Here is a 23,985-nt window from a genome sequence, read left to right on the forward strand (position 1 = left end):
TTGGATGCTCAGACGTCATGAAGAAGGGATCCTCGCCTACTTTGATATTCGAATCGACAACGGCATTGTCGAAGCCATGAATAACAACGCCAAGACGATCAGCCATAGAGCCCGGAGGATACAGAAGTGAAAAGACCTTCTCTCTGGCTATTATCCATGGCCTCGGTAAACTCCAACTGCCACAATGTCAGCACAAATTCTTATGAGGAGCCAAAAATTTACGGGTCATACCGGCGGCCTTAATGGTATATCCCACTTTTTCATGTACTTCCACACGGCCGTCCTGCTCAAACCCAACCGCCTTCCAACCTCGGCCTTGTTCCAGCCGCAATCATTTAGAAGCCGCAGCAGGCCTTCGCGAGTCAACTTCTCACCGGCCAGGGAACGAACCCGGTCCTGGGAGATCGATCCCAGGGGTTCCGGTGGGAAGGCCACACGCCTCACCTCCATGGGAAGATCGAAGATACCGATTCGCTTTCCATTGCACAGGACGAAGGCGTGTTCAATGGCGTTTTCCAGCTCTCTCACATTGCCCGGCCAGGGATAATCCATGAGGACCCGCATCGAGGGGCGCGTCACGCCCTCTATTCGCTTGCCGGTCTTCCGATTTTGCAGTTCGATGAAGTGGGCGATCAGAAGTGGGATATCCTCCCTTCTTCTCCTTAAGGGCGGAATCGAGATGGGGAAGACCTTAAGCCGGTAGTAGAGGTCTTCTCGGAAATTCCCGTTCCTGACAAGGGCGCTCAAATCCTTGTTGGTGGCGGCAATGATCCGGATGTCTATTTTGCGCTTCCTGGACTCACCCACCCGCTCGATTTCCTTTTCCTGGAGTACCCTGAGAAGCTTGACCTGGATGTAGGGGCTGATTTCGCCGATCTCATCCAGGAATATGGTCCCCCCATCCGCTTCCTCGAATCGGCCGGCCCGGTCCCGGACAGCCCCGGTAAAAGCGCCCCTCACATGGCCGAACAGCTCACTTTCCAGCAGGGATTCTGAAAGGGCGCTGCAGCTCACGGTCACAAAGGGCATATCCCTGCGGGCCCCGTTGTGGTGTATGGCCCCTGCAACCAGTTCCTTGCCTGTCCCGCTTTCCCCCTCGATGAGGATGGTCGCCTCGCTGGCAGCAGCCGCCCTGATAGCAGAAAAGACCTGCTGCATGCCGTGACTCCTCCCGATCAGGTTGTGGAACCTGTGAAGCTCTCCCAGCTTGAGGCTGGCCTCCTCCGCCTTTCGCCGTGCCTTCTCAAGTTCCGTGAGATCCGTGACGGTTTCGACCACACCCTTTACGGCACCGTTCTTATCCTTGACCAGTCTGGCGCTCTTGAGTACGGGAACGTCATGACCCGATTTGTGGCGCAGGAAACATTCCCGACCGTCCAGGCGGCCTTCCTGGTAAATGCCGCACTCCTCGATGCCTGCAGGACAAGCCTTTGAAAAACAACGGGTGAAATTCAGAAGTGTGCAACTGCGCCCGATGGCCTCCTCGGCCGAATAGCCCGAAATTCGCTCCATCGCGGGATTCCAGGTCGAGATCTCCCCCCGCTCATTGAGCGTGAAAACACCGTCGGCCATGGATTCCAGCAATAAACTCGAAAAACTGGGATCCAGCACTTTTCCCTGCCCGTTTTCCATGATCAGCACCCCCTGTTGCTGGGTTTAACTGTGACCTTTGAAAAACGCCTCTCTTGACCGTTACCGTAACGTTACTAAACATTCCTTTACAAGGCAAGTAACGTTACTTCGCTTGTCAATCTTTATCCACGGCCATATTCCCTGGGGAGATTTTTCAAGGGAATTTGCGGGCTGATTCAGGTCATCCGGCCTACTGGGGCTGAACCGCTGCGGACGACATGGGAGGGAGACGCGAACCGGCATCGGAATTGAACCTGAATCTTGCAAGGTCGAGTTTGTAAAAGATGTACTGAGAAAGAACCGGGAGCGATTGGGATTCTGGGGTTGATCTTCCCATGGTGAGGCTAAGACATTGGAAAAAAGGGAAATCGGATTCCGGCGGGAGTTTGAAAGAATGGTGGCGAAGGGAATCGTCCTGATGGACTTTAATGCCCCTTGGTGTACACCCTGCCGCCTGCAGGAGCCGATCATCCGGCATCTCGCGGTCCGATTCAGGGGAAAGGTACGTATTGAGGGGATGAACGTGGATGAGCATCCGGACCTGGCCCTTGACATGGGGATCCGGAGTATCCCAACCCTGATCCTTTTCAAGGACGGCAAAGAGATGAAGCGTTTTGTGGGACTTCAGTCCGAGACCACCCTTGCCGAAGCCCTGGACAATCTTCTTGAATCGGTCCCTGAAGGCCGGGGATGAAAAAGTCACCGCCCCATTTTCCCAGTGGATCTTTGGCGAGCGAGGGTGATTATAGAGGAACTGGCACGGGCGATGCATAAATACAGCATGGGGAGAATAACTTGGCAATGCCTCCTTTTGAAAATTCTCCTTGAAGGGGTGGGTTCGATTCCCTTGCAGCCTCCAATCGACTTCGGCCCACCTCTTCCCTCATCCAACCTACCCTCAGAAAGGCCCAAACCGTTCCTCTCACCCTCTTTCCACCGAAACCCGAAACGAAAGGAGGACCCCATGGAAAGAATGTTCAAGAAATACCCCCTTGGTGATCTGGAGCTTGTAAACCGCTTCGTCTTCCCTCCCATCAAGCTTGCCTACGGCAAACCCGACGGCACAGTAACGGATCGCCAGTTACTCTTTTACCAACAGGTGGCGAAGGAAGGACCGGGCCTCGTCATCCTGGAACCGGTTTCCGTGACGCCTGACGGGAGGGAACACCCAAAACAGCTCTGCGTGCACCATCCAGGTTCGGGGAGGGAGTTGAAAAAGATCGTCGATGTCATTCACGGCCAGGGACGCCTTGTCTGCCTGCACCTGAACCATGCGGGCGGGGCAGCCAACCCCAAGGCCACAAAAAGCAGCCCCCGAGCCCCCTCGCCCTTCACTTGTCCATCGAGCGGCCAGACCTCCGAAGCCCTGACGGATCAAGAAATCGATGACATTTTGGAAGGATACCGCTCAGCCGCGGCGAAGGCCGTGGAGGCTGGTTTCGACGCCATCGAAATCCAGGCCGGGCACGGGTACCTGGTGTCTCAATTCCTGAATCCGAAGATCAACAGGAGGGAAGACCCTTACGGTAAGGACCGCCTGCTGTTCGCCAGGCGGGTCCTGTCGATGGTCAAGGAAGGGGCCCCGGATCTTCTTCTCATCCTTCGCCTGTCAGGAGATGAAATGGCGCCTGGGTCCGGCCTTTCGTGGAACGAGACGGTGACGTTACTTGAGCTGGCGGAAAAAGAGGGGATCGGGGCTGTTCACGTGGGGATGGGGAATGCCTGCTTCAGCCCTCCCTGGTATTTTCATCATGCCAGCCTGCCAGAGGGGCCCCAGTGGGATGCCCTCGCCGGGATCCGAAAGCATACGGACCTGCCCCTGATCGTCGCAGGAAGGATGGGTAGAGCGGAGAAGGTCCAAAGGGTGCTGGATGATGAGCTTGCCGAACTCGTGGCCCTCGGGAGACCCCTCGTCGCCGATCCCGACCTTCTGGAAAAGTGGGAGGAAGGTTTCCAGGAGAAGATCATCCATTGCGGGTATTGCCTCCAGGGATGTCTCCACCGGGTCAAGAGTGGAGAAGGCCTGGGCTGCAATGTCAATCCCGAAATCGGCCGTCCGGAGTTGGGGAGAACTGACCACCCTCTCAAGGTCCTCGTAGCCGGGGGCGGGCCCGCCGGAATGAGCGCGGCACGTTTCCTGGCTCAAAAAGGCCACCATGTCACCCTGGCCGAGGAAAAGGACCGGCTCGGGGGTGGGTTCGATCTCGCGTGGAAGGCCCCGGGCAAAGAAGAAATGAAAGCGACCCTTGACTCCCTCCGCAGGACCCTGGCTCCAAGCGGGGTCACCCTGCTCCTGGGAAGGAGCGTGGACCCCGGTTTGGTGGAGCAATTGAGTCCCGATCTCCTCGTGTGGGCGGTAGGTGCCGTTCAAAACCTTCCGGAAATACCTGGGCTAGACAACCAGTATACCCTCACCTCACTGGAATATTTTTCAGGCCAAAGGGAGGTCAAAGGCAAGCGTATCCTGATCATCGGCGCCGGCCGGGTCGGGCTGGAGATTGCAGAAAATCTGGGACGGCAAAGCCTGGATGTGACTGCGACAAAACGCACCGACCCCATTGGGAGCAATATGGAGATGGTTTCAAGAAATCTGATCCTGAAGCGCCTCTCGGAGATGAAAAACGTCCGACTCATGCCCCATACGACTGTCAAGGCCTTCACAGACACCCAGGTAGTTATAGAGCAGGACGGAGAGAACAAGGCTCTCAAACCCTTTGACACGGTGATTCTCGCATCGGGCCTGATCTCCGCGCCCGGGCCTGGAGAAGAAATCCGCAGGAAGGTCCCTCGAGTCGAGGTCATTGGAGACGCTGCGGAAGTGCTCGATATTTACAGCGCAACCTTGGCCGGTTATCAGTTGGCCGGGAAGTACTGAAAAATCGAATTTTCAACAAGTTTCAAGATTGCTTATGCAAGATTCAGGTTAATGTCCCAATCTGGGAATGGGAGAGGGCCTTCAGGAGAAGACTTTAGTGCGATTGTTGTAAGAGCTGATAAGCCTGTCTCTACGCCTTTCACTCGAACCCTGGACCCCTTGAACCCTCGACTCCTTGGCACCTAAGCTTACGGCTTCAGCCGAGAGTAGTTTACTAAAGCCTATCCACTGAGGTACCATGAAAAACGGAACCGAACTTTCTGTTCTAAAGGCCAGGGCCGAGGCCCTCAAAGCCCGGCTCGACCTGCTGGAGAAGCAGATCAAGAGGAAAGAGCAAGGCGATGCGCCTCCCCGCTCCCGGGTAGCGACGGTTGACCCGGAGCGGTGTGTCGCCTGTGGAATCTGCGAAGGCTCGTGTCCTGCCAAAGCGATTACTGTAAGAGAGGTGCCCCTGGTGGATCCACAGCTATGCATGGGATGCGGAATTTGCGTCGAGCAATGCCCGAAGGGGGCCCTATCCCTCCTGGACCGGGGAGGAGAACTCCCGGGAGGGGTGTCCAGTGGCCAGAAAAGCGCCCTTCAGGGTTATCACAAAACGAGGAGGTTACGGTATGGAAGATCTATCGTTTTCGGGAATCGCGGTCGTTTCCTGCGGCACCCTGAGTCCTGAATTGAACTACTTGAAAAAGGAAGGATTTCTGGACACCCCTCACCTGTATTACACCACACCGGGACTTCACCAGGATGTCCGCGAACTGGAACGCCAGCTCGTTGACCGGATCCGCAGGGCCAAGGAATCCGCGGACAAGGTCCTCGTTGTCTACGGCGGGAAATTCTGTTATGTCAATGTAGAGGAACCCACCCGCACTATGAGAACTATAATCCAAGAACAGGGCCCGGACGTATCGAGGATCGAGGCCACCCACTGCATGGACATGCTTGCCGGAGAAGAGGAACGGGACCGGATCGCCGGGGAGGTGGCCGGAGGGGAAAAAGTCTGGTGGATGACGCCGGGATGGATCCAGTTCCGCCACCAGGTGTTCAAAGGCTGGGATCAGGGTATCGCAAACGAGAATTTTCCCAAGCACACGGGCGGGGCCGTGGTCCTCGACGGTATCGGGTACGTGGATCGGTACATGGAGGAAAAACCGGAGGAATTCCTGGAATATTCCGACTGGATGGGCATCCCCATACAGGGCTATCCGGTCTCCCTCGACCGGTTCAAGTCGCTCTTGCTGGAGCAGGTGAAAAAACTCAAGGGCGATTAGGTTTAAATGGATAAATCAAGGAACGGCCCATGACGAACGGTGAGAGAAAAGGCCCACCGGTGCAGGCCGTGGAAGGAGATCCGCGGGAGGATCTCCTTTTTTACCGGTTCATAATCGACAGCCTCCCTGTCGCCATACTCACGGTTGATTCCCAATACAGGATCACGAGCTTCAACCCGTGGGCCGAGGAGGTGACGGGATATTCCAGGGACGAGGCCCTTGGTCATTACTGCGGCGACATACTCCAGGGCGGCATGTGCAAGCTCGATTGCCCGCTGAAACGGGCGATCCGCAGGGAGAGTTCCTTTGTCCGGCTTGACACAACCATTCAAAACAAACAAGGGGAGACGATCCCGGTAAGAATGAACACGGCGGCGCTGATCGACGATAAAGGCGCGCTAGTCGGTGCTGTCGAGGCCTTCCAGGATATTTCTTTCATGAAGGCCGTCGAGCGGGAAAAAGACAACCTCATCTCCATGTTCGCCCACGACATGAAGTCTTCCCTTACCATCATCGGGGGTTTCGTGCTCCGTTTGATGAAAAGAGCGACCGACCTGGACGATGAGAAGCGCAGGAAATACCTTGGGATCATCCAGGAAGAGACCAACAAACTGGATTTCCTGGTCGACGATTTCCTCGAATTCGCCCGCCTGCAGACCGGTAAACTGAAATTGAATTTCGAGACCACCTCCCTTGACAGGGAGCTGATGGAACTGATGGAAACTTACCAGGCCAAGGCCCGGCAGTCCGGGATCAAATTGGAGTTCCAGGATGATAAAATCCTTCCGGTTGTGGAGGCGGATCCGAACCGGCTGAGAAGGGCCTTTACCAATCTCCTGGACAACGCTTTCAAGTACTCTACAAAGGGAGGGACCATTACCCTGTCGACCAGGGAAACCCCGAAGGAGATCATGATCACCATAAGGGACAACGGACAGGGCATCGACCCGGAGGATCTGCCCCACATATTCGAGATCTTTTATCGGGGAAAAGGCGCCAACGGGAAAGAGGGATCTGGAGTGGGACTTGCGATCGTGAAGGCCATCGTGGAAGGGCACGGTGGGAGGGTGCTGGTCGAAAGCGAGCCGGGCAAGGGGGCCGCATTTACCATCACACTACCCAAGAGCCGGGGATGAAATCAAAAGAGGGGGAGAACGGCTCCTCCCCCTCGGGAAATCCTGAAAAAAGGCAAAGCGTGGCCCTTGCTGTTATAGGGCTTCCTCCACTTTCCAGACCTCCCAGACCTTTCCGACAAGACCGGGCCCGGGCCTGAGGGTGGTCTTTCCGGGCAGCCATCCGGAAGGTGTCGCCTCCTCCCCCTTGCTCGCGCGCACATGCTGGAAGGCCTTCACCTGGCGGATCAGTTCATTCACATTCCTGCCTACCGGCGGAGTAAGGATCTCCATCGCCTGAATCACCCCGTCGGGATCAATGATAAAGCGGCCCCTCATCTCAACGCCGGCGTCCTCGTCATAGACCCCGTAAGCCCTTCCTATGTTTCCCGGCCCATCTGAGAGCATGGGAAAGGGGACGCCTCCTTCCACCATCTTCGACAGCTCGTAATCCTGCCACATCTTGTGCACGAAATGGCTGTCCACGCTCACGGAGAGCAGTTCCACCCCAAGGTCCTGGAGTTCTCCGTACTTGGCCGCAACTGCGGCCAGCTCCGTGGCTCAAACAAATGTGAAGTCCCCTGGATAAAAACAAAGGACCACCCATTTCCCCAGGTAATCCGAAAGCTTGACCTGGCCGAAGGCACCAGCGTGATAGGCCGGGGCCTCAAAATCCGGGGCCTTGTGCCCAACCCTTGCTGTCGGAACGGCTCTCTCCACGTCCATGCTGCCCTCCCTTATGCTTTCATCCTTGTTTTTTCCACCATCCCCCACGGTCGCGCCGGTGGGTTTACCGCAACCGATCTTCAATTCTTTCATGTGTGTCACCCCCTCCATTTGATATCCAATCGCCGGGGGCATCCCTCAGACCCCTTTATTCGTCTTCACCAGCCCCCCCTACGTCATGATGCCGGTCGTTTTCCCGCTGTCCAGCTCCGAAGAACCCTTTGACCTGATCTTCGGTCTTATCACTTCTTTGAGGAAGAGCAGGGCCTCCTCCCTATCCCCATCCATAAGAATCGCCTCGATCCTCATGATCTCCTGTTCGGAGAAGTCAAGCACTATCTTTCCCATCTGCCTGCCTCCTTTCTTTTAATATGATATCCGGAACCGTAACCTCGATGCAACAAGGTTCTGGAGATTGACTTGCCTTCAACAGGACCAGGGGGTTGGTCAGTCCCCGTAGATCCAAGTAAATGAATCATTTCATCTCCCCATGGAACCCCTCCCGGGGTCCAATCAACAGATATCAAACCGAGGGCACTAACCTGACCAAGAAACCCACCAATTGCGATATTGCAATCCTTCAATAAGGCATCATTGCATTCCAAATCATTCAGTGCACTGAAATCTCCACTTCCTCCCCTTGATGTCTTTGCTAGACAACGGTTTGAAACGGATCCCTTTCTATGGAGATACCCTGGAAATATGGTCTTGTCGCGGGCAGGTGGAAAAGGTCGCACCCCTAGGCCGCCAGATAAAACCAACGGAATTCCAATCGGATGGAAGCATGACTCAGTGACGGGAAATGGGGAGGAAAAGCAGAGGAACGTCTCCCGGGGAAGTTTCAAGGAGACTGATTCCATCCTCCTTTCTTCCCTGCTGGCACATGATTTGCTTTTAATGTATCCAGACAGGGAGACCGGACCTTTTAACAGGCTGTTGAAAGGGAATTTCCCGTGGAAAGGAAAACTATGGGGGAAAATCAAGCCAGTGAGAGAAAGTACCTGTTTGGCCCAGTTCCTTCCCGCCGTTTGGGACTGTCCCTTGGAATCGACCTCACTCCCTTCAAGACCTGCAGTCTCGATTGTGTGTTCTGCCAACTGGGACGGACTACAAAAAAGACGGTCCTTCGGAAGGAATATGTCCCCATCGAGGCGGTGATTGCCGAGATCGAGGCCTGGCTGGCATCGGGGGGACGGGCGGATTATCTCACGCTCTCCGGGTCCGGGGAACCGACTCTCCATTCCCGATTCGGAGATGTGCTCTCCTTCATTCGTTCCCACTGCGGGATTCCCACCGTGCTGTTGACCAACGGCACCATGCTTTTTCACCCCGAGGTTCGAAGTGCTGCCTGCAACGCCGACATTGTCAAAGTTTCCTTGAGCGCCTGGGACCAGGCCTCTTACGGGTGGATGAATCGTCCCCATCCGGATCTCCGGTTTGAGCAACTGATTGAAGGGCAAAAGATCTTTCGGGATCAGTTCAAGGGAAATCTCTGGATGGAAGTCTTCCTGGTCGCAGGCATGAACAGCTCCCCCGACGATGTCTCAAAGATCGCCGCCTTGGTGGAGGAAATACGTCCGGACCGTATCCATCTTAATACTGCTGTACGGCCCCCCGCGGAAGAATTCGCCCAGCCGCTCTCAAGGCAGCGCCTGGCCGCTCTGGTCAACCTTTTTCGTCCCACTGCTGAAGTCATTGCAGAGTTCACCCCTCATACCACCTCCGGCATAAGGGCAAGTCAGGAAAGGGTATTCTTCATGCTGAAAAGGCGCCCCTGCACGGCGGAGCAGATCGCAGAGGCCTTTGGCATGCACCTTAACGAGGTTTCGAAAATTATCGGGAATCTGTTGCGCGCCCACCGCATTTTGGCGGAACGGCGGGATACAGCCGTGTATTATCGGGCCAAAAACACGGATGAGAAATCGACGGAAGGCATGGAAGGCGGGTAAAACACAGGGTCCTATTGATCAGGATCCAGCGAAAAACCATGCCCGAGCCGACCGAAGATAGATGATCCGGTCGCAAAAGACGGCGGATCCATTGAGATTAGCCGCCCGTGGAAGGGAAGCGGATCTGTGGTGGCCCGAGAGAGCCGCTTTACACGTAATCGCTTTTCACCATGAAGGAAAGGAGGATGACGAGATGCCCAGAGGAGACGGAACAGGCCCAAGGGGACAAGGCCCTGGAACAGGAGGTGGAAGAGGTAGAGGAGGCGGACGCGGAGGCGGCTTTGGAGCAGGCCCGGGCGGCAATTGCATCTGCCCGAATTGCGGCGAAAAGGTGCCCCACCAGCCCGGAATCCCTTGCTACCAGGAACAATGCCCGAAGTGCGGCACCGCCATGACCCGTGAATGACAATCTTTCTTGAGGTCCATTTTGCTTGAAAACCCGGGACGGGGCCGTCAAGGACCCGTCTTCAGGTCCCGGGAATGGAGACGTGGGGCCGGGGTCCATGATGAGGCCAGAGACCTTGAAAACCACCCAGACCATGACTATGGTTGTATGAGATGGATCACGACTTGGAATTCCAGGACGAAACCGTCAAGAAGAGAATCGCTGAAGAGGATCTCATCCGGGAACGGGGGGGAAAGTCTACTTCGGCGGGGGAAGACATTGCAGGAACCGGATCGAACAATTCAAGGAGCGTGGCGAGGTCCAGGTGGAAGAAGTGGACTCTTCAGGGTTCAAGTGCTTTGAGCAAGCTGGAGAGAAGTTGTACCGGATCTGGCTGAAGATTGATGAAACAAGACTGGATGATCTTTACTGATGTCCCGGAAAGAAAAAAACAAGGTCAGAGGAAACGCCTCGATTACGGGGCCGATGGAGCCTCGGCCCGAAGCCTCCGATCCCGGGCTGCTCCGGAGATTCCTGAGGTGGATCGCCAGGGGTGCTGATCAGGCAAAGAGCGGAAGAACTTATTGCCCCACCTGACAGATCAAGCATTAGGATCCCGCCGGGTCGGCTCGGGATGGATCCAGTGTGCGAGACCTTTAACCCATTCCATGAAACCCTGGTTCAAGGAGGAATCGAAATGCAGTGTGAAAGGTGCGGCGACGCTGTGCCCGCCGGAGAAGAAAGGGAACTTCACGGGCAGATCCTTTGTGAGGACTGTTACATGGACTTCCTATCTCCTCCCAAGGCATGTGATCCCTGGGCGGTCCACAGCGCCAAGTCTTTCACAAGGAAACAGGCCCGAAATGTGCAACTCAACCCAGTGCAACAAAAAATCCTTCGCATCCTCGAAGAACAGGGGCCTGTTGAACCGGGTCGGTTGGCCAAAAGGCTTCAAATCAAGCCAACGGACCTTGAAAGGGAAATCGCTGCTCTCAGGCACATGGAAAAGGTGAGGGGTGCCCTTAGGGACGGAAAGCGTGTGCTCCTGCCCTGGGACCAGCCGCCCTCACAATGAAATACTATCAGGATAGTCTCACTTTCGGGCGCCTCAAGGACTTGGCGCCCTTTTTTCATCCTTTCCGGTGCCTCCTGGTGATCCGGTCCCAGGCACGCGTTCATCCGGGCAAACTCCTCGTCCATACTTTCCGGAAATTTTTCTTGTACTGTGAAAGATCCTTTCAATATTTCATCCATTCCCCCGTTGCCCGGGCTGGGTCCCATTGAGTCCTTTCAGAACGAATAATCTCCCCACACCGGACACTGCTGAAGACGGTTTTCATCTCCCTGGATCCTGCATAAACAATAATTTTTTCTCTTTCCTCAAAAAATGGTACGAAAGGTGCATAAGAGTACTGAGATAAGGCCGACATCCTCTCTCTCCCCGGCCGAAGACTCGCGCTTGAAACCTTACGGGAGAGAGCGCACAACGTTGCGCCGTCGGCACTGAAAAGCCGAGTGGAGCGACAAAAACCTGACGGGGAGATACGGGAGTCTCGATCTGACAACTTCCCCGGAAGGGCAATGTTTTCCAGGGTAAGGAGAGGGCCCTGGGGTAGGGTCTTCTCCGGGATTTCCGGAAGCCAGCCTGTTGAGGGGCGGGACCTTTTTTTTCGGACCCGAAAGCGGCTGCAATGAGATTCAAAACCAAATTGATCTTGGCTTTCTCGGTCCTCCTCGGCCTTGCCGGAGCATCCATCTATTTCATTCTTTCAGGGTATTTCCAAAGGGAAATCACGGAGGAGGCAAGGAGGCGCGAGATCACTTTCGTCAGAGGACTTCGGCAGGGTCTTGAGCCTCTTCTGGCCAACCGGGACGCCCGAAGTTTAAACCGCAGGCTCCGCCGAATCGGTCGAGATATGATCCAGATCCGTTACATCGTGATCCTGGACGAAAACGGCCAAGTGATTGCAAGCAGTAGTGGGCGTAGATTTCCACGCTGCCTCCTCCGGGCCCACCCGCCCCAACGCGCCAATGTCACCCACGACCAGGTTTTTCACTCTGAAAACGGAAGTGTCAGGGACTTCGTTTTTCGCTCCTCCCGGTGGCCTGGAACCGAAATCCACGTGGGGATGAGCGAAGAATTCCTCCGACAAGACATCCGCAGGGCTCGCAGGACAATAGGCTTTGTGGTGCTGGCCTGGACGGGTGTCGGGATCCTCTTGGCCTGGTTTCTGTCGTTCTACCTAAGACGAAATCTCGAAGATCTCTCTTATGCCCTCGAAAAGTTCGGGGAAGGTAGATTAGACTTCCGTTTGGAGGAAAAAGGGGATCCGGAGGTTGCGGCCCTCATCCGAAGTTACAACCGCATGGCCGATATGCTCCAGGAAAGGGCGGCCGAACTTCTTCAATCCAATGAAAGGATCGAGCACCTGAACGCGGTCCTGGGAGCCATCCGAAACGTAAACCAGCGTATCACCCGGGAAAAGGACCGGGACCGTATGCTCCAGGGTGTGTGCGACGACCTCTGTGAGACCCGGGGGTTTCTCCATGCCTGGATCGCCCTAAGGGACGGTGCCGGAGAGTATTTCGCCTTCAAGCAGGCAGGACTCGGAAAAGATGCCGCCTCCTGCATCCTGGAAACCCTTCGGAGCAGCGACTCCACAGATCCCTGGAACAGGGCCCTCAGGACGGGCGAAGCCCTGACGATTGAGTCTCCTTCCATTTCATGTCCCAAGTACCCTTTGCCCAGCCCCAACGACAGCCAGGGTCTCATGACGGTACGGTTGGAGTACGGCGGGGAAATCTACGGTCTTATGACCATCGGCCTGCCCGCCAAGTTCATAAATAGTGAACAGGAGAGGCGTCTGTTTGAAGAAGTAGCCGGGGATCTTGCTTACGCCCTCCATACCTTGGACCTGGAGGAGAAGGGAAGGCGGGCAGAAGAAGACCTCAGGGAACGGGAGGAAAGGCTCCGGGCCGTATTTGAAGCAGTCCCCAATCCCATTGTAGTCTATGATCCGAACGGGCACCCCCAGTACCTGAACTCGGCCTTCACCCGGGTATTCGGATGGACCCTGGAGGAACTGAGGGGAAAACGCATTCCTTACGTGCCCGAGGATCAAGAGGCCATCACAGCTGAGAAAATACGCGAGATCAATGAAACAGGCGGGCCGGTAAGAATCGACACCGTTAGATTGACCCGCGACGGGAAACCCGTCGAGGTCCTCTTGAGCGCGGCCAGCATCCGCGGCCCCCATGGGGAACCAGACGGGATGGTGGTCAACCTCACCGACATGACCGAAACGAAAAGGCTGGAAAAGCAATTCCGGCAGGCCCAGAAGATGGAATCCATAGGCACCCTTGCCGGAGGGATCGCCCACGACTTCAACAACCTGCTCATGGGAATCCAGGGGAATATCACCCTGCTCTCTTATGACATCGATCCGGAAAGTCCTGATTTCCAGCAGGCCCGGGGCAGGATCCGGAACATTGAACAACTGGTGCGAAGCGGGGCCGACCTGACGAAGCAATTACTGGGCTTTGCAAAGGGGGGTAAATACGAGGTCAAGCCCACGGACCTGAACCGCCTCGTAAGGGAACAGACCCGGATCTTCGGGCGCACCAAAAAGGAGATCCGGATCCATGAAAAGTATGACGAGAATCTCTGGATGGTGGAGGCGGATCGGACCCAGATGGCCCAGGTCTTGATGAACCTTTATGTAAATGCATGGCAGGCCATGCCCGGCGGTGGAAATCTTTATGTCGAAACCGCAAACATGACCGTGGAACCGGATTCGATCAAGGCCTTCGAGGTCAAGCCCGGCCGGTATGTCAAAATCTCCATCACGGACACGGGTGTCGGGATGGATGAGGAGACCCAGAGGAGGATATTCGAACCCTTTTTCACTACCAAGGCTAAAGGCATAGGAACAGGTCTTGGGCTTTCCGCTGTTTACGGAATCGTCAAGAATCACGGTGGATTCATCACCGTATACAGCGAAAAGGGAGAAGGAAGCAGTTTTCACATCTACCTCCCGGCCTCGGGAGATGCCGCAACCGATTCACTATCCTCGCCCCGGGAAGACGCGATCGAAAAAGGAAAAGAAGGAATTCTGCTGGTGGACGATGAAGAGATGATTCTCGAGGTCGGCAGGGGGATGCTTGAAAAACTCGGATACCACGTCTTTACTGCCGGAAGCGGTAAAGAAGCGCTGGAGACCTACCAAAGGGAAAGGGAGCGGATCGACCTGGTCATCCTGGATATGATCCTGCCGGACATGCCCGGCAAAAAAATCTTTGAAGAAATCAGAGCGATCTATCCGCCGGTGAAGGTTCTGCTTGCCAGTGGATACAGTCTCAACGGTCAGGCCCAGGAGATCCTGGCCGGCGGCTGTCTCGGGTTCATACAAAAGCCTTTTACCATGAACGAACTTTCCCGCAGGTTACGGGAGTGCCTTGATCCTTCACCCGGGAGATGAGAATATTTCCGGGATATGGCTGTTAAAAAACGGGGCCCCTGTCGGAGCCCGAGGGAGACTGCCGACAGGAGACCCTGGAATGTGGAGGAGCCTGATTCCTGATTTATGCCTCCGAAGGCTCCGCCTCCAGTTCCTCGATACGCCTGTTGATGGCCTCAAGGTCCTGTTTCAGGGCCTGGGCCTCCTCCTTCAGGGCACCGAGTTCATCCTCGGGGTTCATGCCATAGGGAACCCCGTAGTCAGGGGCGTACCCCGGCCTCCAGGCCGCCGGGTATGCGCCGCGCCAGCCGAAGCCTCGCCCACGGCCGAAACCGGGACCGAAGCCCCTTCTGAAGCCGCGACCCCGCCCATAACCTCTCCATCCATAAGACCTTCCGTATGGGCCGCAGAAACCCCGGCCCCAACCGGTCATGGGTCCTGCTCCCATGGGTCCCGTTCCATCAAATCCGGGCATCTCTATCACCTCCTTGAATTGAAATATTCATCGATTTTGATAGGGACGTATAAATTCGAGTCTCATTTTTCCTCTGTCGGCTACCACCATCCCCTGAACCCGCGGCCCCAATGCCGACCGAAACCTCTCCAGAAGCCGCGACCCCAGCCGGGTCTCCATCCAAAACACCTCCCCATGAAGCGGCCTCGACCGAACCAACGGGCCGGCATCCAGGATCCGGGTCCCCACGGAGGCGTCCACCCATAAGGCCTTCCGTATGGGCCGCAGAAACCCCGACCCCAACCGGTCATGGGTCCTGCTCCCATGGGTCCCGTTCCATCAAATCCGGGCATCTCTATCACCTCCTTCCCTCTAAAAACCACCGCCCCACCCGTGACGGTGCCGCCTTCTTCCCCGGGGAGGCAGCTCAAAGTGTCCGCCCTCGATCCTGAGAACCTTCCCCATCACCAGGGCTTCGGCCACGGCGGCCCTGGCGTCGGCCAGTATCCGGCCGAAGGTCTGCCGGGAAACGTTCATCATCCCGGCGGCCGCCTCCTGGTCCAAACCCTGGTAATCGATCAAGCGGATAGCTTCAAGCCCCTCGATAGGCAGAACCACTTCCGCCCTACCCCACGGCGGCACCCTGTTGGGGATGAAGGCATCAACAATGGGGGGGCCTTGTACAAACCTGCGTTTTCTGGGTCTTGGCAACGGATCCTCCTGTTTTGAGCCTGCGCTCATAATATAATTCTTGCCCAGCAATTAGTCAAGAAATTTTTTGAGCATATGACCATTATTGCATATTCGAGAGATGAGAGGACCTATGGCCTTCGGGCGCACTGGTGGCTGAAATCGCAGAAGCCTCGGATAAGCAGGCCAAGGGAATCGAGCAGTTGAATAATGCGGTGGCGGAGATCGACAAGGTGGTCCAGCGAACCGCGGCCAGCGCGGAAGAATCGGCTTCCGCCGCTGAAGAGATGCGCTTTCAATGTGATATGACTTTCCAAATGGTCAAGGAACTCAATGCCCTGATTCAGGGCGGGAAGGCTATCCGAAAGCAGAGCGGCGAAACCAGGGAAATAGCCTCGGGCAAGCCGGGAAAGGAAAAATCTTTACCCTCCCCCTCCATGAAATCCAAAAAAAAGGAGTGAGCGATCAACCATTCCGGACGATGGAGATCACCCCTGAGCATATTATTCCGATGGATGAGGCGGACTTCAAGGACTTCTAAAGGAATTTTTATCAGGTGGAACAATCCGCTGAGCCGTCCTCTCCCTGTATTTCTGCTCATAGATTTTCCGCCATCATCTTCAGGTCGAACCCCTCCTTTCGGACCCGGATATCGTAATAATAGAGGATCAGAGCGGTGGCGGTAAAAACAGTAGCCAGGCAGTTGGAGACCACCTGGAGAAAGCCATGAAACGCGGCGGCCGCAAGGTGACCCGGGAGAAGAAAGTTGACCACGGCCCCGGGCACCTGAACCACAAGATGGATGCCAACGGCAATTACCCCGCCAAGAAGGAGAATAAATGAGGCCTTCATTTTAGGTCCTTTCCAGAATCCGGTCTCCGTCCTGGCCTTCATGAGTTCCTTGCTTCTCCTCAGGGCCTGCATCCATCCCAGGTTCTCTATGACCACCACCTTGTCCACCATCAGGAAGTTGAACATAAAATGTATGGCGGCCCATACGGCCAAAACAACGGCCCCGATACCGAGGAGTACCAAGACTCCCCTGTTGATCCCGAAACCATGAAGAACGGGGACAAGAACGGCAGCCAGGATCCCCAAAACGGCCGGCACCAGCCCGATGAACACACCCATGAGAAACAGGGACCCGATAAGTCGTCCCAGGCGGGGACGGATGGCCCCATATGCGGATTTCACCGAGGTGGAGTGTCCAAGGTAGGTTTCTGATACGGCATGAATAAGGGCGCCCTGGGCCCAGAATTGAATGACAATAAAAATCAATGCCGTCAATCCTATAGAAATTCCCATGCCGATTCCAAGGCCGCCCCCTCCCGCCTGCAAGGCCTCCCCCCCTGAGAATACGGTAAATGCCGTGTTCAGGGCGAAAACCAAGAACTGGGGGATGAAAAGAATTAAAAAGAGGAGCATAAAATGCTCCCTGAGCATGCGGAAGGATCGGTCCAGAATCTCGCCGATTCCCAGGGGCCGAAGTTGAATCCCAGGATGGACCCGGGGCCTGGCCCTTCTTTCTATCCCGCCGGGAGGTCCCGTGGGAGCCGGTGGGGGATGGGCATCCGAAGTGGGTTTTGCGATAGGTTCCTCTGTATCGGTATGTGGTGTCAAGCTGACAACCGCCCCTTTTGATTCCAGGAATCGCCGGATCTTCTCGGCTTGATCCTCAAGGGCACGGCGCGTCAGGACCAGGGGGATATGCTCCAGGGCCCTCTCGATCTCCCCGGAAGACCTGCCTGGATAGAGGCGCTGAAGCGCAGCAACCAGTTCTTCTCTGGATATACCCGGCCGGATTCCTTCAAGTCGAACTATGTATGTCATTTCTTTTCCACCCTGTTCTCCTGACATATCGGCCTCCCATTTTCTCGTAATATTTCCCTTCGCTCCGGGCAAGATGAAGGGGTCCCTGGTGGTGCCGAACCATCCATACCTCTCCCCTTCTGCTCAGCCGGATTCAAACAGCCTTTTTTCTCGCCTCATAGAGAGCAACGACCCGTTCCAGAAAGGGCTCGTAATCGGCCTCCCCGCCGTCCCTGATCCCCCAATGTTCCATGAGGCGCCGTACCAGAGTTTTTGCCAGATCAGCGCGGTGGTTGGGGTCCATTTCTTCCCTCCTCTCCAGGAACGAACGAAGGAGTTGGTACTGCCGGGCTTCCAGGTGAAGCACCTGGATCTCCATCCCGGGAAAAAGGCTTTCCTTAGAGGTCTCCTCAAGGACACTTCCCATGGGGATCTTTCCCCGCTCTTCCCGGACCACCAGAGTTCCCGCCGCATAATCTCCTATCCGCTGGTTGTTCCTGCTGAGGAAAATCACGAGCAGTCCAAGGGGATAAACACCTCCTAAGATGTCCAGGGCCCGTAAGAGGTTTCGCACCGCTGACTCGACCCACCCGATGGGCTGGCCGTTGCGGCGGATCACCCGGAGATTAAACCGTTTCTTTCCCGGGGTCTGTCCGTTCCAGAAGGCCTCAAAGAAGAGAAAATACCCCAGGTCCACCAACCCGTATGCCAAAATCCCGAGTGCCACGGCCCAAGAGCCTGAAATCCCGGCCAGCACTCCGGAAGGATCCAGGGAAGGCAAAACGGCGGAAAACAGGCTGACCAGCACGAAAATGAAAAGCACAAAAAATGCACGGATGAGGAAGTCCAGAAAGAAGGCGGCTCCCCGGGAGCCCAGGCCTGCCGGGACGTATTGAAATCCGACCTGTTCAGGGGTGTGTACCGTAAAATCTCCCTTCGTGGTTTCCATAGGGCTCACCTTCTGGTATGCTGGAGAAGATCCAAACTCCTTTCCTCGATCCGGGGAGGCACATCATGGTCCAGTCCATCCAGCACTTCATACAGTCCCGGAGACCCAGATGGGAGAGGCTGGAAAGGCTTGTCCGCTGTTTCGAGAAAGGGGAATTCTCCCGTCGCGAGGCCGGGGAGATCCTGGGATTGGGAGGCCTTTACCGGGACGCGGCCGCGGACCTTGCCCGCCTGCAGGCGTCGAGGGAAGAAGGCATGCCCCCGGACGAACTCGAAACCTTCTTGAATCAATTGGTGGCCAGGGCCTATGGCCAGATTTACCGCTCTTCCCCTCCCCGCTGGGAGAAGCTCCGCGAATACCTGGTCCGTGGGCTCCCGGAAGTCTTCCGGGAGACGGCCTCCTGGACCCTGTTCGCCATGGGTATTTTTCTGCTGGGTTTTTTTCATGCCTTTTTCGCCGCCCTTTCCGACCCCTCCTTCGTTCCCCTCATCGTCCCCGCAAACCTGATCCGCCAGGTCGAAGGGGGAAACGTATGGTTCGACCACATCCTGGCCGTGAAACCCGCAGCCTCGAGCATGATCATGACAAACAACATCTCCGTAAGTTTCCTCGCCTTCGCCCTCGGTATGACCATGGGCCTCGGGACCCTTTACCTTATGGCCTTCAACGGCCTCCTCGTCGGAGCCCTTGCCGGCCTGTGTCACTTGAACGGCCTGGATCTGCCTTTCTGGTCCTTTGTCCTTCCCCACGGGGTGATCGAGCTTACCGCGGTATTCATGGCCGGCGGGGCGGGTTTTTACATGGGAACGGCCCTTTTCGTTCCCGGAGATCTTCCCCGGAAGGAGGCTCTCGTTTCCAGGGCCCGCAAGGCGGTGAGACTGGTTCTGGGTTGTGTGCCTCTCCTCGTGGTTGCGGGAATCATCGAGGGTTTCTTCTCTCCTGCCCATGTGCCGGCTTCGCTGAAATTCGCCCTGGCGGCCTTCCTGCTCCTCCTTCTCCTCTGCTACCTCCTCATTACCCCGGGGGGCAAGGCCTCCGGGCCTGGGAATTAGATCAGCCCCCTTCTCTTGACCTCCAGATACCGCTCCATTGTTTCCGTGCTCAGGCGTTCCGGCGGCAGGTCCAGGACCAGCGCTCCCTTCTGGGCCAGAAGGCCCATGGCTTTACGCCGCTGCCGGAGTGACTCCCAGAGGACTGCCTGCTCGTACACCTCCCGGGCATTACCGGGTTTGCGGCCGAGCACCTGGTCCCAGGCCGAATCCCGGATGGTCACGCAAAGGGGGAGGTGGCGCGGTCTCAGCAGGGACACGGCCTCCAGGAGGTTTTCCGAGGCGGTCTCGTCAAGGAGATCCGTAAAAACGACGACCAGGCTCCGGCGGCGGACCCTGGATCTCATCCAGAGAAAGGCCTCCTCATAGCGGGGCTCCACCATGGAGGCCCGGATGGAGAGTGTGGCCTCTAGGATGGAACGGACCTGGGGGGGTTTCCCGCCGGGGGGAACGAAGGAAACCACCCGATCGGAGAAGGCCAACATTCCTGCCCGGTCTCCGCCCGAGACCGCTGCGTGGGCCAAATGGACCACGGCCTCCAAGGCATGGTCCAGCTTCGTCTTTCCGCCTGAAACCGCTCCCATGAGGCGTCCGGTATCCACCAGGGCCATGACGATCTGGTTCGCCTCGGGTTCATATTCCTGGACGATGGGCCGGTCGAGCCGGGCCGTGGCCTTCCAATGGATCCGCTTGAGATCGTCCCCTTCCCGGTATTCCCGAAGGGCCTCGAACTCCCTCCCCTCGCCCCTCCACCTGGCCCTCCGAAGTCCCTGATTCATTCGCCGGAAGGCTGAAAAATCCGTGTAACGGAGGGGCTGGAACCGGGGATACACCTTGATGATTTCATCGGCCTTTCTACTCGAAATCCTTAATATCCAGCCAAGGGGCCCCCGCTCCCGGAGATGCAGGTCACCGAAACGAAACATCCCCCTTTCCTCGGGCCGGACGAAGTAGTGAAGGACCAGGGTGGAACCGGCAGGCACTACCCCTTCGAGTATCGGCGCCCCCTCCCACTCGAGAGGCGGCTCATCCCTTACCAGGACCCTCACCTCCCGGCTCCCGGGATTTTCCACGACGATCTCCACCTTCTGCTTGATGCCCTGGAGGAAGTGGGCGGGAAAGCGGCGCCTGCAGGTTATGCTCTCCTTGCGGGTAAAAGACAGGTAATCCCAAAAACAGAGGAGTAGAAGGGCTACGTCCAGCAGGAGCATACCGCTCCAGCCCCAAAGCATGGCGGCGGGGATCCCTAAGGCCGCCACCCATAGGGCCCGTTGGGTGGGCAGGGGGATGCGGTCCAGGATATGTCTTGCCGTCTTCTTCAAGGTCACGAATCTATCCTCTAAAAAACCTCCCTTCCCCGGGGCCCAGAGCTCCGGGGCCGTCACTTACCTACCGCGGCACCGGGATCCCCTCCAGGATCTGGCCGATCACCCGGTCCGCGTCCAGTCCATCCAGCTCGGCATCAGGCCTCAGGATCACCCTGTGTCTCAGGACGGGACGGGCCATACTCTTAACATCGTCCGGCGTGATGAAATCCCGCCCTTCCAGAGCGGCTAAGCACTGGCTGGTCTTGAGAAGGGCGATGCCTCCCCTCGGGCTGGCCCCCAGGTAAAGATACGGGGATCGCCGCGTTTGTCCCACAATCTCTTGAACATATTTCACAATCCCCTCCTCTGCGTGGACCTTCTCGACCTGTCCTCGAAGAAGGGAAGTCCAGGCCCCTTCCTTAAGTCGTTTCAGGCCCAGGGCCTCGAGATCGTGGGCGGATTCCGCCTTTCCATACCGGCCCAGGATTTTCACCTCGTCCTCCCTGTCCGGGTAGTCCATGCGGATCTTCATCAGGAACCGGTCCAACTGGGCCTCCGGGAGGGGGTAGGTCCCCTCTTGTTCGATGGGGTTCTGGGTGGCCAACACCATGAATCCCCCCGGAAGTGGCAAGGTCCTTCCGTCAATGCTCACCTGCCGCTCCTCCATGGCCTCCAGCAATGCCGACTGGGTTTTGGGCGGGGTACGGTTCACCTCGTCGGCCAGAAGAATCTCGGTGAAGATCGGACCCTTTCGGAGGCGAAAGGTGCGGCTCCTCATGTCATATACATGGGTCCCCAGGATATCGGCCGGCATCATGTCCGGGGTGAACTGCACCCGGGTAAACCGGGCCCGCAGTACATGGGCCAGGGTCTTGGCCAGGAGAGTCTTTCCAAGGCCGGGGACACCCTCCATCAACACATGCCCCCGGGCCAGGAGGCCCACAACGAGATGGGTCACGGCCTCCCGCTGCCCGATGACCACCTTGGATATCTCTTCCGTGATCTGATCCACCACTCTTTTCAATGTCTTCTCCATCGTCCTTCCTCTCCCTTTTTCCGGGGGGCCAGGGTATCCCAGGTAAGCACCCGCCCGGGCGAATCTCACCCCCGAATCTTTCCTGACGCTCCCCGCCGCCTTGCCTCCATGAGGGCATCGTGAAGTTCTCCGGCCCTCCGCGTCAACTCCCTGTCCGATATGCCCTTCAATCCGCCTCCCTCCCTCGCCTTCCTGATCCGTTTCAAGAGGACCTCGTCTTGGTTGAGCAGAAGACGCTCGGCCTCTTCCTCCGCCCGGCGCGCAAGGAGTTCAAGGGCGAGGGCTCCTGCTCCAGCCTTTTGCAGGAGCCGGGCCACGGCCTTGACGTATTCCATGGAGGAGCGCGCTTCTTCCTTTATCTCCGAACGGGCCGGTCCGAATCGCCTACCGGTGGCCGCCCAGAGAACCAGAAGGAAGATCACGGCCTGGAGCAAGGGGACTGCGGCACTGGATGTAAAGAGATGCTCCCATACCGAAGCGGCCCTCCCGTAGCCGTGGTAATACTCATCCATACAAAGGGCGCCCTGACCAAGGTGGGCGAGTGCCAGGTTGAGGGCCAGGCGGGCATGGTCGGCCTTTCCGAGGAGGATGTTCGAAAAGAGGGTTGGATCCGCCAGGGCGATCACCTGTCCCTTTCCCTCCCTCACTGCGGCCAGGAGTCCTCCCCACCGGTCCCTGCAGTGAAGGACGGCCTCCGGGCGTTTGGTTACGAGGTCGAGGTGTCCGCCGCCCTGGATGGAAGAGACCTTCAGGGTATAGGGGCCGGGTTGAAAGGCGGGAAGCCCCTTGGTGACTCCACCTCCATTAGTCCCTGTCGGCGGAGCGAGTTCAAACCCGAAACAGCTCAAGAATCCCTTCGGTCTTCCCACGGCCAGGATCAGGGTGCCCCCTTTCCTGACCCATCCCGTGAGGGCTTCTAGTTCCCTGCCTTCAGGAACTAGTTCCGGTTCCACTATCAGGAGCACCGAGACTTCACCGGCAAGACGATCCGGTGGCTGTTCCCACCGCTTGACCGGCAGGCCGAGCCCCTTGAGCCAAAGATAGAGAGCCTTGTATCCTCCCGGCCCCGGGAAGTAGCTGGTGGGCCTCTGCAGTCCCTGGGGACCCTCGACCGCGGTCTTGATCATCACCAGCCCGTAAACCGCCAAGAAGAGCCCTCCCCAAAGAAGCGCCGTCTTTACCCAGGGGATTTTCCGGGCATTTCTCATCCTTCAAGCCTCATCTTTTGAAGAGCATTCTCACAGGCCCGAAAGGTCTCCTCGTCCGCTCTCCCGTGCCCGTACCAGACCCCCTCGTAGCGGGAAATCAGGTCTAGGAAGGCCTCCCGCATCGCCGGGGGGCCTTTCAACCGGGCGAGATGTTCTCTGTTGGTGGCAGATGGCTCGTGGGACCACCACCCCCGCTCGTGCCCTTCCATGAGGACGGAAACAAAGAAGGCACGGACCGCCTGCCGGTAGTCTCCCCGAAGGGCCGACTCCCCGGCCTCCCTTCTCCACTCGGGCCATTCTTTCTCGGAGGTGGATGGGGTCGGAGACCGGGAGGGTGCGTGGCTTCTCCGCCGAAAGCGTCCTCTGTAGTCCGAGCGACGGATAATCCAGACCAGGATCAGGAGACCAAGAATGATCACGATTCCATAGGCCGGATAAACAATCCACCCGGCCGAAAACCCCTTGAAAAGACCGCTCCCTGAAAACCAACGTATGATACGACCAAGAAGTTCAGCGATGTATCGCCGCCATGCCGGTACAGGTTTTTCCCTTAAGCCCTCAAACTCCTTCCGATTAAAGACCGCTTTCAGTTCTTTGCGGCAATCCTCCCATCCCCGGTTCATCCGGGGCGCGACCCGAACGGCCATGGAAGTCTGCTCCCGGAGGGCCTCGAGGTAGGTCCTCAACCGAGCCCTCCCACCAGGTGGTGCAGCAGCCTCCCGAATCCATCGATTCAGATCTCCAAGATCCACCCGAAACGCCTCGCCCTCCTGGGGCCTGATCTCCAACCCCCTTGGGAAGAGGATCCGAAGGCGGGAAACCTCCTCGGATCGCAAGGGGCCCTGAGTGGCCTCGAGCAGTTCGATGGCCTCGTGGATCCTGCGGTCATAGTCTTCCTCTGAGACCGGCTTTGCGGCTCCTTGGGAGCAGAATACCAAGAAAAGGAGTAAAACCTGTAAAATTAAAAGGGCGGGGACCTTTCGGCGCACTTCGTTGGACAAGAACCGTCTCCGCCCCCGGCGAAGCGGAGGGAAAGGGAACAGGGGCGGGCCAGGGCCGTTTGTTTCACACTGCCTTTT

Annotated in this window: 24 protein-coding genes; 13 read left to right on the forward strand and 11 right to left on the reverse strand. The window is 57.1% G+C overall.

Going from position 1 to position 23,985, the window contains the following annotated elements:
- A partial coding sequence (locus tag JRF57_01795) for a transposase (GenBank protein MBW2302426.1) occupies positions 1-130 on the forward strand: 130 nt, incomplete at its 5' end.
- A 95-nt stretch (positions 131-225) separates the two neighbouring features.
- On the opposite strand, the gene JRF57_01800 is transcribed toward JRF57_01795, so the two are convergent.
- On the reverse strand, positions 226-1,632 hold the full coding sequence (locus JRF57_01800) for a sigma 54-interacting transcriptional regulator (GenBank protein ID MBW2302427.1): 1,407 nt from the start codon (positions 1,630-1,632) through the stop codon (positions 226-228).
- Positions 1,633-2,026: 394 nt separating this feature from the next.
- Here JRF57_01800 and JRF57_01805 point away from each other — a divergent pair, with 394 nt between their 5' ends.
- From JRF57_01805 to JRF57_01825, 5 genes are all read left to right on the forward strand, one after another.
- Positions 2,027-2,326, forward strand: coding sequence for a thioredoxin fold domain-containing protein (locus JRF57_01805; protein ID MBW2302428.1), 300 nt, complete (start codon positions 2,027-2,029; stop codon positions 2,324-2,326).
- 270 nt (positions 2,327-2,596) lie between these two features.
- Positions 2,597-4,507: an FAD-dependent oxidoreductase gene (locus JRF57_01810; protein ID MBW2302429.1), complete on the forward strand. Its 1,911-nt coding sequence runs from the start codon at positions 2,597-2,599 to the stop codon at positions 4,505-4,507.
- Positions 4,508-4,745: 238 nt separating this feature from the next.
- Positions 4,746-5,177, forward strand: a complete 432-nt coding sequence (locus tag JRF57_01815) for a 4Fe-4S binding protein (protein MBW2302430.1) — start codon at positions 4,746-4,748, stop codon at positions 5,175-5,177.
- On the forward strand, positions 5,119-5,775 hold the full coding sequence (locus JRF57_01820; protein ID MBW2302431.1) for a DUF1638 domain-containing protein: 657 nt from the start codon (positions 5,119-5,121) through the stop codon (positions 5,773-5,775). The genes JRF57_01815 and JRF57_01820 overlap by 59 nt, the downstream gene beginning before the upstream one ends.
- A gap of 29 nt (positions 5,776-5,804) precedes the next feature.
- Positions 5,805-6,911, forward strand: coding sequence for a PAS domain-containing sensor histidine kinase (locus tag JRF57_01825; GenBank protein MBW2302432.1), 1,107 nt, complete (start codon positions 5,805-5,807; stop codon positions 6,909-6,911).
- Positions 6,912-6,983: 72 nt separating this feature from the next.
- On the opposite strand, the gene JRF57_01830 is transcribed toward JRF57_01825, so the two are convergent.
- Both JRF57_01830 and JRF57_01835 read right to left on the reverse strand, forming a co-directional pair.
- Positions 6,984-7,706, reverse strand: coding sequence for a peroxiredoxin (locus JRF57_01830; protein ID MBW2302433.1), 723 nt, complete (start codon positions 7,704-7,706; stop codon positions 6,984-6,986).
- A 78-nt stretch (positions 7,707-7,784) separates the two neighbouring features.
- Complete coding sequence (locus tag JRF57_01835; protein ID MBW2302434.1) at positions 7,785-7,961, reverse strand: hypothetical protein; 177 nt, start codon at positions 7,959-7,961, stop codon at positions 7,785-7,787.
- Between the two features lie 605 nt (positions 7,962-8,566).
- Between JRF57_01835 and JRF57_01840 the strand changes: the two genes are divergently transcribed.
- The 5 genes from JRF57_01840 (at position 8,567) to JRF57_01860 (ending at position 14,425) form a co-directional block, all read left to right on the forward strand.
- Positions 8,567-9,562 (forward strand): radical SAM protein, encoded by a 996-nt coding sequence (locus JRF57_01840; GenBank protein ID MBW2302435.1) that lies wholly within the window; start codon positions 8,567-8,569, stop codon positions 9,560-9,562.
- A gap of 185 nt (positions 9,563-9,747) precedes the next feature.
- Positions 9,748-9,957 carry a hypothetical protein gene (locus JRF57_01845; protein MBW2302436.1) on the forward strand — a complete coding sequence of 70 codons (210 nt, stop codon included), beginning with the start codon at positions 9,748-9,750 and terminating at the stop codon, positions 9,955-9,957.
- A 163-nt stretch (positions 9,958-10,120) separates the two neighbouring features.
- Positions 10,121-10,345: a hypothetical protein gene (locus JRF57_01850; GenBank protein MBW2302437.1), complete on the forward strand. Its 225-nt coding sequence runs from the start codon at positions 10,121-10,123 to the stop codon at positions 10,343-10,345.
- Between the two features lie 299 nt (positions 10,346-10,644).
- Positions 10,645-11,022, forward strand: a complete 378-nt coding sequence (locus JRF57_01855; GenBank protein MBW2302438.1) for a hypothetical protein — start codon at positions 10,645-10,647, stop codon at positions 11,020-11,022.
- Positions 11,023-11,638: 616 nt separating this feature from the next.
- Complete coding sequence (locus JRF57_01860) at positions 11,639-14,425, forward strand: PAS domain S-box protein (GenBank protein ID MBW2302439.1); 2,787 nt, start codon at positions 11,639-11,641, stop codon at positions 14,423-14,425.
- Positions 14,426-14,528: 103 nt separating this feature from the next.
- Here the strand turns inward: JRF57_01860 and JRF57_01865 are convergent, their stop codons facing one another.
- The gene (locus JRF57_01865) at positions 14,529-14,879 is read right to left on the reverse strand and encodes a DUF5320 domain-containing protein (protein ID MBW2302440.1); all 351 of its coding nucleotides are present in this window, start codon (positions 14,877-14,879) and stop codon (positions 14,529-14,531) included.
- Positions 14,880-15,230: 351 nt separating this feature from the next.
- On the reverse strand, positions 15,231-15,569 hold the full coding sequence (locus tag JRF57_01870; GenBank protein MBW2302441.1) for a DUF134 domain-containing protein: 339 nt from the start codon (positions 15,567-15,569) through the stop codon (positions 15,231-15,233).
- Between the two features lie 131 nt (positions 15,570-15,700).
- Between JRF57_01870 and JRF57_01875 the strand changes: the two genes are divergently transcribed.
- The gene (locus JRF57_01875; protein MBW2302442.1) at positions 15,701-16,009 is read left to right on the forward strand and encodes a hypothetical protein; all 309 of its coding nucleotides are present in this window, start codon (positions 15,701-15,703) and stop codon (positions 16,007-16,009) included.
- 136 nt (positions 16,010-16,145) lie between these two features.
- Here the strand turns inward: JRF57_01875 and JRF57_01880 are convergent, their stop codons facing one another.
- Positions 16,146-17,405 carry a hypothetical protein gene (locus JRF57_01880; protein MBW2302443.1) on the reverse strand — a complete coding sequence of 420 codons (1,260 nt, stop codon included), beginning with the start codon at positions 17,403-17,405 and terminating at the stop codon, positions 16,146-16,148.
- Between the two features lie 106 nt (positions 17,406-17,511).
- Positions 17,512-18,306: an RDD family protein gene (locus JRF57_01885; GenBank protein MBW2302444.1), complete on the reverse strand. Its 795-nt coding sequence runs from the start codon at positions 18,304-18,306 to the stop codon at positions 17,512-17,514.
- A 65-nt stretch (positions 18,307-18,371) separates the two neighbouring features.
- On the opposite strand from JRF57_01885, the gene JRF57_01890 reads away from it, so the two are divergent.
- Positions 18,372-19,358: a stage II sporulation protein M gene (locus JRF57_01890; GenBank protein ID MBW2302445.1), complete on the forward strand. Its 987-nt coding sequence runs from the start codon at positions 18,372-18,374 to the stop codon at positions 19,356-19,358.
- Here the strand turns inward: JRF57_01890 and JRF57_01895 are convergent.
- From JRF57_01895 to JRF57_01910, 4 genes are all read right to left on the reverse strand, one after another.
- A complete protein-coding gene (locus tag JRF57_01895) occupies positions 19,355-20,683 on the reverse strand; it encodes a DUF58 domain-containing protein (GenBank protein MBW2302446.1) in 1,329 nt (442 codons plus the stop codon). The genes JRF57_01890 and JRF57_01895 overlap by 4 nt on opposite strands.
- Before the next feature lie 61 nt (positions 20,684-20,744).
- Positions 20,745-21,698 (reverse strand): MoxR family ATPase, encoded by a 954-nt coding sequence (locus JRF57_01900; protein ID MBW2302447.1) that lies wholly within the window; start codon positions 21,696-21,698, stop codon positions 20,745-20,747.
- 65 nt (positions 21,699-21,763) lie between these two features.
- Complete coding sequence (locus tag JRF57_01905) at positions 21,764-22,906, reverse strand: DUF4350 domain-containing protein (GenBank protein MBW2302448.1); 1,143 nt, start codon at positions 22,904-22,906, stop codon at positions 21,764-21,766.
- Entirely contained in the window at positions 22,903-23,907 is a 1,005-nt protein-coding gene (locus JRF57_01910; GenBank protein MBW2302449.1) for a DUF4129 domain-containing protein, read from the reverse strand. Before JRF57_01910 ends, JRF57_01905 begins: the two co-directional genes overlap by 4 nt.
- Positions 23,908-23,985: the final 78 nt, after the last annotated feature.

It is taken from the genome of Deltaproteobacteria bacterium, from assembly GCA_019310525.1.
Taxonomy (GTDB): domain Bacteria; phylum Desulfobacterota; class DSM-4660; order Desulfatiglandales; family HGW-15; genus JAFDEE01.